The sequence below is a fragment of the Mesorhizobium sp. INR15 genome, from assembly GCF_015500075.1.
In the GTDB taxonomy this organism is placed as follows: domain Bacteria; phylum Pseudomonadota; class Alphaproteobacteria; order Rhizobiales; family Rhizobiaceae; genus Mesorhizobium.
In genome coordinates this window covers 2,894,548-2,909,443 of the sequence record NZ_CP045496.1, presented here as the reverse complement: position 1 = coordinate 2,909,443, position 14,896 = coordinate 2,894,548, and the positions used below count along the sequence as shown (strand labels likewise).

The 14,896-nt window shown below is 59.2% G+C and carries 12 protein-coding genes; 3 read left to right on the top strand and 9 right to left on the bottom strand.

Annotated features, from left to right (window positions below; translation table 11 throughout):
- The first annotated feature begins 228 nt into the window (after positions 1-228).
- Together GA829_RS14235 and GA829_RS14230 are read left to right on the top strand one after the other, a co-directional pair.
- Positions 229-474, top strand: a complete 246-nt coding sequence (locus GA829_RS14235; protein ID WP_195179096.1) for a hypothetical protein — start codon at positions 229-231, stop codon at positions 472-474.
- Positions 475-531: 57 nt separating this feature from the next.
- Positions 532-1,962, top strand: coding sequence for a hypothetical protein (locus GA829_RS14230; protein ID WP_258052289.1), 1,431 nt, complete (start codon positions 532-534; stop codon positions 1,960-1,962).
- A 117-nt stretch (positions 1,963-2,079) separates the two neighbouring features.
- On the opposite strand, the gene GA829_RS14225 is transcribed toward GA829_RS14230, so the two are convergent.
- From GA829_RS14225 to GA829_RS14190, 8 genes are all read right to left on the bottom strand, one after another.
- Positions 2,080-3,432, bottom strand: a complete 1,353-nt coding sequence (locus GA829_RS14225; protein WP_258052288.1) for an HlyD family type I secretion periplasmic adaptor subunit — start codon at positions 3,430-3,432, stop codon at positions 2,080-2,082.
- Between the two features lie 11 nt (positions 3,433-3,443).
- Entirely contained in the window at positions 3,444-5,195 is a 1,752-nt protein-coding gene (locus GA829_RS14220) for a type I secretion system permease/ATPase (protein WP_195179094.1), read from the bottom strand.
- 279 nt (positions 5,196-5,474) lie between these two features.
- On the bottom strand, positions 5,475-6,737 hold the full coding sequence (locus GA829_RS14215; protein WP_195179641.1) for a polysaccharide biosynthesis/export family protein: 1,263 nt from the start codon (positions 6,735-6,737) through the stop codon (positions 5,475-5,477).
- Positions 6,724-7,968, bottom strand: a complete 1,245-nt coding sequence (locus GA829_RS14210) for a hypothetical protein (protein ID WP_374940425.1) — start codon at positions 7,966-7,968, stop codon at positions 6,724-6,726. Before GA829_RS14210 ends, GA829_RS14215 begins: the two co-directional genes overlap by 14 nt.
- A 29-nt stretch (positions 7,969-7,997) precedes the next feature.
- Positions 7,998-9,002, bottom strand: coding sequence for an SDR family NAD(P)-dependent oxidoreductase (locus GA829_RS14205; RefSeq protein WP_195179092.1), 1,005 nt, complete (start codon positions 9,000-9,002; stop codon positions 7,998-8,000).
- A 31-nt stretch (positions 9,003-9,033) separates the two neighbouring features.
- Entirely contained in the window at positions 9,034-9,597 is a 564-nt protein-coding gene (locus tag GA829_RS14200) for a sugar transferase (protein ID WP_258052336.1), read from the bottom strand.
- A 116-nt stretch (positions 9,598-9,713) separates the two neighbouring features.
- A complete protein-coding gene (locus tag GA829_RS14195; protein WP_195179090.1) occupies positions 9,714-10,850 on the bottom strand; it encodes a DegT/DnrJ/EryC1/StrS family aminotransferase in 1,137 nt (378 codons plus the stop codon).
- Between the two features lie 47 nt (positions 10,851-10,897).
- Positions 10,898-11,620 (bottom strand): nucleotidyltransferase family protein, encoded by a 723-nt coding sequence (locus GA829_RS14190; protein WP_195179089.1) that lies wholly within the window; start codon positions 11,618-11,620, stop codon positions 10,898-10,900.
- 634 nt (positions 11,621-12,254) lie between these two features.
- On the opposite strand from GA829_RS14190, the gene GA829_RS14185 reads away from it, so the two are divergent.
- Positions 12,255-12,932 (top strand): LuxR C-terminal-related transcriptional regulator, encoded by a 678-nt coding sequence (locus GA829_RS14185; protein ID WP_195179088.1) that lies wholly within the window; start codon positions 12,255-12,257, stop codon positions 12,930-12,932.
- Here the strand turns inward: GA829_RS14185 and GA829_RS14180 are convergent.
- The gene (locus tag GA829_RS14180) at positions 12,929-14,671 is read right to left on the bottom strand and encodes a PAS domain S-box protein (protein ID WP_195179087.1); all 1,743 of its coding nucleotides are present in this window, start codon (positions 14,669-14,671) and stop codon (positions 12,929-12,931) included. The genes GA829_RS14185 and GA829_RS14180 overlap by 4 nt on opposite strands.
- Between the last annotated feature and the right edge of the window lie 225 nt (positions 14,672-14,896).

The window sequence follows — 14,896 nt, the reverse complement described above, 5'->3', positions numbered from 1 at the left end:
TGCTTTGCTCGCGTGCGCTCCCTTGCACCACACTTGATCCCGCTGACCCCGACCGGTGACGAGGCGTCTTCAATCAAACCCGCATCGCATGGCGCCTCGCCCACACCAGGCGCAAGTCCAGCCCTATGCCCGACAGACTCGCCTGTACGATGTCGCCCAATGCCAGGTTGACTGCAACCAAGTCCGTTGGCCGGCATTGATATAAGCGATGCCCTGTGGAGCCGGTGAATGCCAACCTACCTCGTTGAGGAAATGCAAAACGACCGTGCCACGAGATCACGGACGATTGATGCGCCCACCCCCCTCGTGGCAGCATCGAAACTGATCAATCGAAAACTCAACGGACGAACGTGGGAAAAGGATTGGATTCGGGTGACGGACGAAGCGCGCGGGAAAGTTTTTTCATACTCCATTGCGGACAAGGACACTCAAAACACGAAGGCTGCCCGGCGCGAAAAGCCTACTTCGGCATAGGTCGGGAGGACCTTGGCATCGTTTGATTGCACGAAGACGCTGACCTGATCCCTCGATATGTATCAGGTCATGAATTTCAGGGACCTGCTCAAGCGTGCCGACACTACGCACAAGGCAGTCGATGCACTCGAAGCTGACTTGGCCAACGCTGTCGAAGAATGTCTTCGTATGGATGACGTGCTGGAAAACCACACGTTTCCTGACGAGACGCCGTTGGAAAGGGATGACAATGCGCAATCCGAAGGCGGTGCGGTCATCCCCGAAACCACGAGGCGGCTGACCACTCATACGCAGAGCCGTATTGCTGCGTTGAGTTCCTTTGATGGACTGTTTCGCGATACAAAGCTCAATTTCGAGGAGATCAACGCGAAGCTGTCGGAGGTCGCGAACACGCACCACCTGACCCGCGACCTGTTCCACATCCTTCACGCCGACATTCTTCGCGCCAACGAACTGGAGTTGGCGAATCTAACCCTGACCACGGAGCAAAGGGGCCTGTCGGACAGGTTCAATGACCTGACCAGGAAACTGCATGAGCGTGAGAGCATCATGGAGGCTTTGCAACAGCACGAGACAACCCTTGCTCAAGACGGCGAAGCACTTCGCGGTGCACTGGCCGCTGCGAGGCTGGAGCTCGTGGAAGCAGCGAACACAAGCGCAAGGACCGAGGCGGAATTTGGCGACCTTACGAACACGCTCGCCAACGTAACCGTCGAGGCAGATAGGCGCGCGAGAGAGAACAAACTGCTGCGGGAGAAGAATGTCAGCTTGTTGATCGACCTCGAGAGAGCACTGAAGCGCGAAGATGAGGCGCGGCACAGACTCGACGAGTACTCAACGATACACGCCGGCGAAGCGACACGAAATTCCGAACTGCAGGGTGCGCTCGGCAAGAGCGAGAAAGAAGCGATACGGCTTCAGACGGCGCTTGAGATCGCCCAGGCCAAACTATCCGAGGCAACGGAAGCCGCCCGCATCATGGAAGGGGACAAGGGCGCCGAACTGGAGCGCTGCGGTGTCGAGATTCGAGGTTTGCGTTCAGAAATTCAGAACCTCCATTCGCGAGTTGAGCTTGCATCCGGCGCAAACAACGAGGCCACAAGCGAGATCGCCAAGCTCAAGCTTCAATGGAGCGATGCCGTGGCGGAAAAGCAGGTCGCCGATGAAAGACTGGCTGCGCTCATCAAGGAGACAGAAACCGACAAGCAGAACCTTTCGAAGGCAACCGCGAATTTTTCACAGCTTTCGCTGCAGCAGGCGTCCGATCAGATACAGCTCGATATCCGCCAGCAAGAATGCGAAGATCTGCGGGCCGAAATTACATTGGTCAACGCCCGGATCAGGGAACTGCTGCCCTATGAGAGGCTCCACCGGGCCACGAACACCATGCATCAGGACAAGGGCGATCTGACTAACGTCCCCGCGACGGCGGAGCAGGCAGCGCACGCCGTACGCCGCGCCCGCCGAAGGGTGCACACCGCATCGTAGCAGGGTAGAGCTGCTTCGCATTCGCGGCTCTCGCCAACGCGATCGATTGCGCCTCTCGGCGCCACAAATCGGCCGACAGCAGCTTTTTTCGCACCCGATCCTAGTCAATTCCCCATGTCATTGGCGGAAGGCTCGAGACATCTGATCGGTAAGCGGCTTCAGCAAGTAAGACCAGGCACTGCGCTGATCGGTGCTTATGTGGACTTCGGCCGGCATTCCCGGCTTGAGCACCTTTGAGTCCGTAAGGCAGTCCACTTTATTTTCGACACTGATGCGCGCGGAGAAATATGAGAGCTGGCGTTGCTGATCCTTGATCAGATCCGCTGAAATGCGCCGAACCGTGCCCTGGCAGGCCGGCGTTGTGCCGACATCGAAAGCGGGGAAGCGGATCGAGACGGGCTGACCGGGACGAACGTCATCAATACGCGATGGGGGGATAAGCGCATCCACCACGAGATTGTCGGCATCGGGAACAACCATCATGAGCACTTCCCCGGCACCGACCACGCCGCCGATCGTGTGGACGGACGATTCCTGTATTGTTCCCGACTGTGGGGCGCGGATGGTGGTCTTGGTCAGTTCGTCGTCCGCCACAACTCTGCGCTCGTTGAGCTCCGTCACCTTGGCTTCCGTCTCGCGGAGTTCGCTGGTGACGTCGCTGCGCCGTTGCTCGTCCAGTTGGAGGATTTGCAACGCGGTCTCGCTAACCCGGGCCTCCGCCTCCGCGACCGCCGCGGCAAGGCGTCCGGATTCTCCGTGGGCTCGCGTGGCTTCCAGCCTGACGTTGCTCAGCCTTTCCTTGGGCACCAGTTTTTTCGAATAGAGTGTTTCGACATCGGTCCGATCTCGATCCAGCAGGACAATGGACTCGTCTGCCGAGGCCTGCTGGGCCTTCAACCCTTCGATCTCATTTTCGAGTTGTTTCGAGCGGCTTTGCAACTGTGCCTTCTGTCCCGCAAGAGCAGCCGCGCGGCTTTCGAACAGCGCGCGTTCGCCATTGACAAGCCCCGCCAGTTCCGAATTGCCCGTCCGGACCTGTAGACTGGCGGGGAGCTTCATTTCCGGTAGCCCCTGCCGTTCGGCCTCAAGTCGCACAAGACGAACGGCCGCGCGATCGAGGTCCTCATTGATTATCTGCAAGTTCGCCCGCGTCACGGTGTCGTCGAGCCTGACCACCACATCGCCGGCCTGCACGTGATCGCCGTCTTGCGCGAAGATACCGCCGATGGTGCCGCCGGTCTGATGCTGGATTTTCTTTATGTTGCTTTCGACCACCACCGTGGCAGGCGCGATCACAGCGCCGGCGATTTTGGTCAAGCCAAGCCAGAGCCCCCCACCGACAACCAGCAGAACCGTGGTCATCAGGCCCAGGATCAGATTGGCGCGGATGCCGTCCGACGCTTCAAGCGGCCCGGTCCATCGGCTTCCACGGTCAGCCGGGGCGTGTGACGACATCGCCGCGTCAGACACAGAGTAAGTTCTCACGCACCGCCCACCCCTTTCTGCAGCGGGACGACCGAACCCGGCCGCTCGGCGACTGATGGGAAGGGCCGGATAACGTTCGCCAGGACCTCCTCGCGCGAGCCAAAGGAATGAACCATTCCATTCGACATGACGAGGACCTTGTCGATATTGGTGAGGGCGGAAGGTCGGTGCGCGACAACGATGACGATGCCTCCACGCCGGCGTACCGACAGGATCGCTCCGGCCAGGGCGGCATCGCCGTCTACGTCCAGATTCGAATTTGGCTCGTCAAGGACGACAAGAAATGGATCGCCATAGAGAGCCCTGGCGAGCCCGACGAGTTGCCGCTGCCCCGCGGACAGCGCGGTCCCTCCGTCGCCCACCCGTGTCTGAAAGCCTTCCGCCAGGCGCATGATCATCTTGTCGACGCCCGCGGTTCTGGCGGCTGCCAGAACTCCTTTGGAATCGCTTTTGCCCCGGAACCGCGAAATGTTGTCTGCAACGGTTCCATCGAACAGTTCAACATCCTGGGGCAAGTAGCCGACATGCGCGCCGAGCTGTTCCGGATTCCATTGGTCGAGTGAGGCTTCGTCCAGCCTTACCGTTCCGCGAAGTGGCTTCCACACTCCTACCAACGCGCGCACGAGCGTCGTCTTCCCAGAGCCGCTTGGACCAACGATGGCTAATCCCGCGCCCGCCATCAAATGGAAGCCAACATTGATCACCGTCGGTTTCTGTTGGCCTGGCGGAGCGATTGTCAGTTCCTCGACCACGAGCGTGGCCTGGGGACGTGGCAGTTCCATAGGCTCGCTCTTGCTACCGAAAGCAGCCAGCGCCGCCGCCAGTTGGGAATAGCTCTGCCGGAACGCCGCGAACCCCCGCCAGTTCGCGATCGCCGCATCGACGGGAGCCAGCGAGCGGCCCAGCAATATGGAAGACGCGATGATCACGCCTGGTGAAGCTTCGCCGCCTATCACGAGATAGGCGCCGAGCCCCAGAACGGAAGACTGCAAGGCCATCCGGAGTGCCCTCGACAGGGAACCGGTGGCGCCGACAATGTCGGAGAGCCGCTCCTGATGCATGAGATACGCGTGACTGACCTCGCTCCAGCGACCGACGAGCCGCTCCGAGAGACCCATTGCGCGTACGACCTCTGCATTGCGGCGGCCGGAATCGGCAAGGTTCCGCTGCGCCAGAAGTGTTTCAGACGCACGCTTGACCGGTCCACGGCCAAGGATTTCCGCGACCACCGTCAGCAGCATGACAACAATCGCGCCGGCCGTCGCCAGCATGCCGAGCGAGGGATGTAGCAGATAGATGACCGCCAGATAGAGCGGTATCCAGGGGGCGTCGAAGATGACAGTCGGGCCCAATCCGGAAAGAAAGTCGCGCAACTGGTCGAGATCACGAAGCGGCTGCACTCGGCCCGCGCCATGCCCGACAACGAGCGGCAGAGAAAGCGAGAGAGTGAAGACCTTTTGCTGCAGATTTTTGTGGACGCGATTGCCGATCCGAACGAGCAGGCGGAGCCGCACGAAATCGAGCAGTCCATAGGCTGCGTAAAGACCCAGCATCCCAATCGTAAATCCGACGAGCGTGGGGACGCTCTGCGAAGGCAGAACGCGATCATAGACTTGAAGCATATAGACGGAGCCAGTCAGCGCCAGAATGTTTATGACCGCGGAAAACAGGCCAACGCCAACCAGCCCTGGTACACAGCCCAACATGGCGGTGCGCAGGTCTAGCGAGCGCCCTTCCCTTGGCGTCATGACCTGCCATCTCCCACGCGAAAAGGCCGCATGATCTTGCTGGCGCCGCCGATGATGGACAACCTTCTATCTTCCCCGATCAGCTTGCAGCCGCTCCATATGAAATATTTACCACCGCTAATATACGTGGCCGGGCTAAATGCAGCGAAATCGTGACCCGGCCCTGAAAAACTCGAAGCTGGCTTGCCAAATCAGGGGATAAGGCACCGGAGACTGTGACTTTCGAGCTATCCGGTAATTGCGTCTTTCGGACCCGTCTTCGGTTCGGACGGGGCTGACTTATTGGACCGCGGCGCTTTCGAGGTCGCTCGTGAACCTGACCTCAACCGTATCGCCAGGCGCAACCTCCGTGTCTTCGTCGGCGGTCAGTTTTCGCCATTCATCACCTATTTTGCGGACGATCTTCACCTGGGCTCGGACCGTTTCGCCTGCAATCGGCAGGGGCAGCGCGGACGCTCCGGTTGGTTGCAATTTCTGGCTGGTGGCATGAAGCTTCGAAGTAAGGTCCGCCAGCAGCGCGTCGGTGTCCTTCAGTTCGGTCAGGAGGTCGATCTTTCTCTGATTGTCGCCGTGCTCGCGCTGCCTGGCGTAGTCCTCCTGCTGATGTTGCGTCCGCATCAGTTCGACCGATGTTTGGAGCGCCCCGCTGGACGAGAGAAGCAGGGCGCGGCGGACATCAGCCAGTCTGTTGTTGGTCAGGTTGCCTGCTTCGTACAACTTGGTCACGCGCGCCATGTCTTCCTCATCAGCCTTGACCCCCTCGGCCTCGACTCCCTGGCGCTTGGCAAGCACTTCGACCTGAGCCGCCGTGTCCTTTTCGGCCTTGTCGAGGAAACTCTGCTCTTGCTGATAATCGCCGAGAGCGATCTTGAGTGCCTGGCCTTCGGACTGGGCGATCGCCGCGCTGATGCTGTCTGGCAATGGCGAGCCTTGCGGCATCTGGATGTCAAAGGTGTCCTTGTTTTGAAGTTCGGCCCGGATGCGGGCGCCGTGAAGGTAGGCCTTGGTGTACTCTCCCCAGAGCGTTTCATAGTCGCGTCGCAAATCGACTGGATCAGGACCTGCCTGGCTTGCCCGTGTCCGCAAAAGGCTGAACCCACCTGAAACCGCGACCGCCTGCCGCACGGTCATCAGTGGACGGTATGCCTGTTGCCCCGGAGTGAGCACGTCGCCAGTCACGTAGACGGGGCGATAGTCGGCGATGACGGCGGTTACGTCGCTTGGGTTGATGACAATCGTCTGCTCTCGTCCATCGGACAGACGCATGGAGAAGATCTTGCTGGGCAAGATCGTTTCCATGCGTGCCTGCAGTTCGCTCGAAGTCAGGCCCCCCACCGAGATCACGCCGACTTCGGGAAGTGCGATCGTGCCGTCCATCTGGACCAAGGCACGCCGAGTCCGATCGGGGATGGAGGCAATTCCTATCTCGACTGTGTCGCCAGGGGAAATCTTGTAAGGGCCTTGGACGTCGGCCGCCACGGCCACATGCGTGGCGCAGAGCACGCCAATCGAGGCCAGCGCAATTCGACTAGTGAAGACCATTTGCGACAATCTCCGGTTGCTTCGCCGCCTCCACCCGAGGCCAGTCGAGGCGGGTGACGAAATCGTAGACCGGGCCGCCGGGGATTCCCCAATTGCTCGACCAAACCACCTGCGAACCATCCGGGGATGGCGAGGCATGGGTCTCGCTCCAGTAGTCGAACGGAACGTTGCGGGTCTGGACGACGCGCCGGACATCTCCGCTGCCATCAATGCGCAGTGCGATCACTTCTCGGGCATAGGGCGCCCAATCCGGATGTTTCGAGACCTGATCCGGACTGCCGCCATAACTCAGGAACACCCAGCCGGGCATGCCAAGGGACCTGAGTGAGGCATGCTGGGCCTCACCGTATTTCATCAGCGAGGTTACTTTCCCGTCGGACAGCCTCCGCTTGATGACCTGATACTTGTCCGGATCGGATTTGCTTATCCCTACGTAGATTTCACTGCCGTCGGCATCGACTGTCATGTCGCCATGGCCGGGCCGATGATGTTCCGTCCAACTCTGGGTCAAGGTTCCATTCACGGAGAAAATGAATGCCTGTTCGGTGCCGTCTTTCAACGTTTGAAAACAGAGAATGTCGCCACCGAGCGGAGAAATTGAACAGGCGCCATTGGTCCCGTCGAGTTGCGCAAGATCGATATCCGGGAACTTCCGCCGCTGCTTCAGGTCATAGGCGAAGACAACCTGGTGGCCATCCTCGCGGGTCGCCCGTACCACAATGCGGTTGCCGTCGAGGCTAGGATTGCCCTTGTATGGCCCAAACTGAAGATCGCGATAGTTCGTCGAAGCGAACTGAACCTCCTCGCTATCGGTGCGCGGCGCCCAGGTCGCGATCTGCCGACCGTCAACGCAGATCATCAGATTGGGATCGTGGGGATGCCATTCGCATTCAGTCGATCGGTCGCGGTGAAACAACGGGACGTAAGTCCGCCCGTCGAAAAAGCACATGCCGCCGCAGCCATTCGTCAAGACAAGCAGGCTCTGGTCCGCATTCCACGCCTGGGCACTTGAATAGCGGTGGCTACAGTAGTTGTTGCCGCAAACAATGCCTTGACCAAGCGCGCCCGGCTTGGTGATGCGGGTAGAGGTCGTGCCAAGAACCGGATCCTTCATCGAATGCAGATAGTCCGGCAGGTCCATCGCGACCGGTGCTTCGAACTGTCCAGGCGCGCTGCTCCCCCGGCTTCCGGCCACCGCCAGAAGCGAGGATACGGCCCCGGCAATCAACATCAGCGCCAATGCGTGCCGACGAAGCAAGGTCATGTCATATAGCCCTTTTCGCGGCGTACCCGGCCTTCACTTAGGCGCGCCCGCCACCAGGCGATGGTCCGCTCCAGGCCGTCATGCAGGGTGGTCCGAGCCCGCCATCCGGTTTCGCCTTCAAAGCGCGAGGAATCCGCCAGCAGGGCTCGGACCTCCGAGTTATGTGGCCGTAGACGGCTTTCGTCGCGATGGACCGGTTTCTTGGAGCCGCTTAATTCGATCACGAGATCCAGCACATCGGAAATCGTCACGGCACGCTGGCTGCCGGCATTGTAGGCATGGCCGAATTCGAGCTTGGCCAGCCCCGCGGTCAAGAATGCCGATGCCGTGTCTTCAACGAATGTAAGGTCACGGATCGGACTTGTGTCCCCGACCATGATCGCCGCGCAGTCTGGATCGAGTGCCTGCCGTATGATGGTTGGCACAATGGCCCTTTCACTCTGCCGTGGGCCATAGGTGTTGAAAGGCCGCATGATGACGACGGGAACGTCGAACGACCTGGCATAGGACTCCGCCATCATGTCGGCGCCAATCTTGGATGCCGAATATGGCGACTGCCCCTGCAGCGGATGAGTTTCGCTGATGGGCATGGTCAGCGCGGTGCCATAAACCTCGCTGGTCGAGGTGTGCACAACACGCTCGGTCTCCCACTGACGCGCCGCTTCGAGGACATTGACGGTGCCCAGGATGTTGGTTTCCACATACGACTGCGCCGCGGCGTATGAGTAGGGAATCGCGATCAGCGCTGCCAGATGAAACACCACGGCCTGACCACGCATGATCCGGTTCAGGAACGCGCAATCGCGAACGTCACCGCGAACGAGCTTCAACTGGCTTCGAATGTTGTCGGGAAGATCGTCCAGCCAACCATGACTGTCGAAGGAATTATAGAGAGCCAATGCCGTGACATCCGCTCCGCTGCGCACAAGCGCTTCGGTGAGATGGGACCCGATAAATCCATCCGCGCCCGTCACCAGAACTTTCTTGCCCTTGTAGCCCATGGCCAAACATTCCTTGTCTGATTTGCGGTGCTCACCCTGGGGATACGTGGATCCGCGGTGGCTGGACCCGGCCGAGAACCGCCAGAAGGCCCCACGCCATCCAGACGATGTCGGAGGCTATCGTGCGCTGCGGATAGTAAGAGAGATCAAGCCTCGCCTTGGCTGGAAACAGAATCTCACGGTAGAACAGCAGCGGATCGGTCGATTGAGGATAAAAGTGGGCTTCGTGTCGGAAGAGAACCTGGGCTGGACCCAGCAAGCCCGGCTTGTATCGTAGAACGGCCTCAAAGCCGCCATGGAAGCAATCGGCGAAGGCGAGGCTTTCCGGTCGCGGTCCGACAATTGCCATCTCGCCCCTGAAGACATTCCAGATTTGCGGCAGCTCATCCAACTTGGTGGCGGCGAGGATCCGGCCTATTCTCGTCATGCGACTGTCGCCGGCAACGGTCAGCGCGAGACCATGAGGGCTGCATCGAACGCCGAATTTGCGGAATTTGTACATGCGGAAGGGTCGGGCACCGGCGCCCATACGGGTCTGCGTGAAAAGGACAGGCCATCCGCTTTCGAGCAGAAGGGCCAGAGCAATCACCACCATCAGAGGTGCGAATATGATGGCCGCGGCACTTGCGACGGCGAGGTCAATGGCGCGCCTCGCAAACCCGTGGGCAGCGCTTGAAGCGAAGCGTCGATGCAAGGATAAATCCGGCGCATTCATGCCGCTGCTCCCGTTTGAGCGCAGTTGCTCAGCGCAATTGCCAGACCAGACACAACCGCCTCGACCACGGATGCGGTGATCTGGGGATGCAGGGGGATTGTCAGCTCCCTTTGGGCAAAATCCTCTGTCAGGGGCAAATGAGTGCCGGGAAACCGCTCGCGGTATAGCGTCATCTGGTGCACCGGCGGATAGTGGATCGTGGTCTGTATCCCTTGCGTCCGCAGCTCGTCGATAACGTCTTGCCTCTTTGCGTAGCGCGGCAGAAGGATAGGCATGATGTGATGAGCAGACGTCCGCGGCTGACTGAATGGAACTGCCACGGTCGGGCATTTTGTTGCAATCAGACGCCGGTACAGGACGGTCAGGATGCGTCTGATCTCGTTCCATTCCTGCAGGTTCTGCAGCTGAACCAGACCGATCGCCGCGCGCATTTCGTCCATGCGATAATTGAACCCGAGCATGGTAACATCATACTGCGGTGTGCGGCTGTTTAGCCGTTGATGTGTCCCTGTCGTCATCCCGTGCCCGCGGGCCTGGCGAATCCTCTCGCGCAGGTCGGGGTCTCGGGCAATCACAATCCCGCCCTCCGCCGTTGTCATGTTCTTGTTGCCATAGAAGCTGAAGGCGGCCGCGGCGCCGAACGTTCCCACCTCCTTCAGGCCGGGAGCATGCGCGGCATCCTCTATGATCTGCAGGCCACGTGCTCGGGCGAATTTTTGCCATTCCAGCCGATCGGCAAGGTAGCCCGCGAAGTGTACGAGAATGACGGCCTTGGTGCGCGGCGTGCACCGCGCTTCCGCCTCTACAATCGACATCAACGGCACATCGGCCGACTCGATGTCGACAAAGACGGGAGTGGCACCAACATAAAGCACTGCATTCGCGGTCGCCACGAAGGTCATCGAGGGGACCAGCACCTCGTCTCCCGGACCGATTCCCAATGCGTGCAGAATCAGATGAAGGGCCGCTGTACAGGAACTGACCGCGACGCAATCATCCGCCCCATGCATGGTGGCGAAGGCTTCTTCGAAGGCTCGAACACGTTCGCCCATCGTCAGCCAACCGCTATCGATGACCTTTGACAGAGCCGCCTTCTCGGATACGCCCAGAATTGGGGCACTCACCAAGAGCATCGTGACCTCCTAGACCTGTTACTTGAGGCTCAAGATCGAGACATTCGTCACGCAGCCGCGGCGGCGACCTCGATCGAGGCCGACTGTTCTTCCCAGGAAATCGCCTGAGCATTCTGAAAGTCGTCGACGCGACCGATGTCGAGCCACAGACCATCATGCTTGTAAACGTGCACGACCGTGCCGCCCTGCATCATCTGCAGCATCAGATCGTCGAACCCGAATGGTATTCCGGAAGGTATGAACTGAAGAACATCTGGGTTCATGCAGTAGATCCCCATGCTGACGAGATGAGTGAGCGTCGGCTTTTCACGGAAGATCTGCACCGCATTGTTGACCTCGTCTATGACGCCGAAGTCCATCTTGATCACCCTGGAGGTAGTCGCGATCGTCACGGGATCCTTGTGCATCCGATGAGCCGCCACAAACCGGCTGAGGCTTAGATCGGTAAGGACATCGCCGTTGAGCACGACGAAGGGCTCGTTCAATTCATCCCGGATCAACGAAAGTGGTCCGATGGTGCCGAGCGGCTCCATTTCCTGGGTATACTTGATCCTCAGGTTCCATTGCGAGCCGTCGCCACAGACACTGCGGATCAAGTGCCCGAGATACCCCGTCGTGACGTAGACCTCTTCGATGCCATTGCGCCGCAGCCACTTCAGAAGCAATTCCAGAACGGGTCGAGCACCGATCGGCATGAGGGGTTTTGGCAGGACGGATGTGAAGGGCCGAAGACGTGTCCCCATTCCACCGCATTGAATTACCGCTTTCATCTGATCCTCCCAAAGTTCGTTCAGTTCTAACCGCCATCGTCACGAGGCAGTTGCCGAATGGGTGCTCCGAGAGCCGCGTCGCAGGCCAATCCGGACATTGTGAAGTGAATGGTATGGCCACTCCGGAGGGGTGTCGTCGTGCATTCGAATGGCAACAATCCGCGGCTTCTGATGTTCAATGTCGAGCCGTCCCAGAAAGGCCGGAATATACGCAAAGGTCCAAGGCGGACTTATGCGATCAGGACTTGGATATGAGACCAATTGGAACCCGCGTGAGTGTTTGCGGCAAGGCCGCAAAATGTTGAACTGGCCCGCGACCGCTCGGCGGAAGCTCGTGCCAGCATCAAAGGAAATGTGCGGCACGCAAATTTTGGACATTGGGAAAGATCACGAGATCGTGCGAAAGCCTCACGTCAGGTTCCAAAGAAAAGGAGCACTTTCCGTTTTTTGGCGCTATATTAGCATCGCGATATGTTCGTGGTCGGGGCCACTGCAGAGTTCGCCTGAGATGTGTCGACTAGTGATTGGCCACGACTTTCAAGCTCGTCACGGTTCTGTGCATCGCGGTGGAATGGTACGGTAGGCTGGTAGTGACTTGCCCGCCGTGCGTCTGTGTAAGCGTTGGGGTAGTTCAATGTATCGGATCGTCATCGCCGACGATCATGGCCTGTATCGTCGCGGCCTGAGACTGGTGCTCACCGCAGGCATTGTTGGCGTCGAAATTTTTGACGCCGCGTGCTTCGACGCCGTGGTCTGTCTGCTGGAAGAGCACGCATCGATCGATCTCGCGATCCTGGATTTGAACATGCCGGGCCTGTTCAATCAGGAAGTGCTCGGCGACGTTCTGTCAGCCTATCCCAATACGCGCTTCGCGATCGTTTCCGCGGATGATTCACGCGCTGAGATACTCAAGGCGCTTTCGATCGGACTTCACGGCTACATCGTGAAATCGCAGAAGGACGAAGAGGTCGTGATGGCCGTGAACGAGATCCTCTCCGGCCGCATCTATGTTCCTGCGCTTCTGTCCCGATCATCCGCGGGACAGGGACAGCAAATATCTCCGCCGTCCGAGCGAGACCCAACCCGACGGCGCCTGGGCGCCCACAATCTTGGCAGGCTGACATCAAGACAGAAGGACGTCCTGAACTTGATGGCGGAAGGGTACTCGAACAAGGAGATCGCGCGCAATTTGGATATTGCCGAAGCGACGACGAAAATCCACGCCGCCGCCATTCTGCGCGAGCTTGGGGTACGAAACCGGACTGAAGCAGCCGTTTTACTGCAAACCTTGCTTGCTAGAAACGCGAGCTAGAATTCAATTTCCTTCCGCGATAGCCGCAACGAATATCTCAGTCCGTGCTCCGATATTTCCAGCTTTGGGGAATGACCGACAAGCGGCGCACCGTCCATGCCGATTATCATGGAACCGAAACCGTGACGCACGGTATTGGTGATCTTCCGCTGCCCCGATTCCACCCAATCGAACACGATATCGTCACCTGCCTCACCGGAGCCGAACCCCCAGTTTACTTCGACCCGGCCATGCGAATCCCCCAGCGCGCCATATTTCACGGAATTCGTCGTGAGTTCGTGAAGGATCATCGCAAAGCTCTCGGCAGCGCCAGCCGGCATCATGACGGAGGGGCCGGCGACGGCTATGTCCCGCGTCTCCACAAAGGGCTGCAACTCCTGCGCAACAAGATCATGGAGCTCCCCTGATGTGCCTGCGTGGCGTGAAAGGAGAAGATGCGTCGCTTCCAGCGTTCTGATCCGGTCGATCAACATCTCCTTGTATTTGACAACGTTGTTCTCGGGAGCATTGATCATTTTTACCAGGGCCGTGATGACTGGAAAAACGTTGCTGAACCGATGGCGGTCCTCGAGCATGGTGCGTTCGCGCTTCTTCACGGCAGCGCGCAGAAGTGTGGTTTGTCGACGTTCGGTCAGGTCAGCGGCCACACCGATACGCAACGGACGGTCACCGTGTTTTTCCTCGCGTCCACGAAGGGCGATCCAACGCACGTGGCCGTCCCCGCGCCGAACGCGAATCTCGGTGTCGTAGTTCGCTTCCGATGATTTCTTTATGGAGGCTGCCAGCTTTGGCCAATCGGCGGGATGGACGACGGCCGAGAGTTCTTCCAGGCGGCGGGTGGGAACCGGGGGCAGGCCGAGGATGTCCCAGAACTTGCCGGAGCCCATGACTGTCCCGTCCTTGAAATCGATTTGCCACGTGCCCAGGCGCCCTGCGGACAGGGCGAGATCAAGCCATTCCTTCTGGGCCCGCAGCGCCTCGCGGGCCGTCCGTCGCTCCGAGATATCGTCGACCACTACGAACACGCTCTCGGCAAGTAGCTGTTCATGCCAGGACGAAGAGAGGGTCAGACGAGCCCAGAATGTCGTGCCGTCTTTCCGCAACAGACGGACCTCCGCGCCAAACGAAGCCGCTCCGTCGCCCAGACCTCTCAACAACTCCAGCAAAGCGCCTCGACCGTCAGGATGAACGAGAGCCTCGAGCTGCAACTGGGAAAGCTCATTTTCGTCGTAGCCAGTCATCTCGCAAAGCCGTCTGTTGGACTGCAGCAACTCGCCGCGTCGATTGGTGTTTGCGAAACCCATGGCAGCCCGCTCGAAAGCCCAACGGTAGCGGCTCTCGGTCGCCTCGACGGCGGCGAGCCTGGCCTCCGCGATCTCAAGCGCCGCTCGCAGATCTTGCCGCAGGCGGTGGAATATCGAGGCGATTACCCCGCCCGAGACCAGAAGGAGAATGGCGCGCGTCCAGTCCTCAGAAGAAATTTGGCCATTCAGGACGCTCTGCGCCCATAGGCCCGCAGCCGCCATCACGAGCGTCGCGGTGATCGCGGCCACCCGGCCTTCAAGGTATACAATAACAATAATGGCAGGAATGAACGAAATAAACGCCCCATCCTGGCCAACATGCATTGAATTTGTTGCTTCAAATACTACCGAAGCTGCCAGCACCAATATGGAAGCAACATGGGCCAGCGGTGTGCCTGACACGCTCGAATTCAGCCAGCGCAAAAACGAACCCATGCAAGCAGACTACAACCTTCGGCCTAGCCCGTCGAGACTAGGCCGCAAGAGGGCAACCTAGTACCACCGTGGGATTGCTATGCCTTAGCCGACGAATAGAATCAGATCGTAGGGCTTCATCGGAAAGCATGTCTCCATTGAATGCGGCGGATCAAAATCCGCCGCGAACCCTTAGTCATGCTGGAATTCAAGTGGAAGGAACAGGTTCGGATCAGAAACAATCTC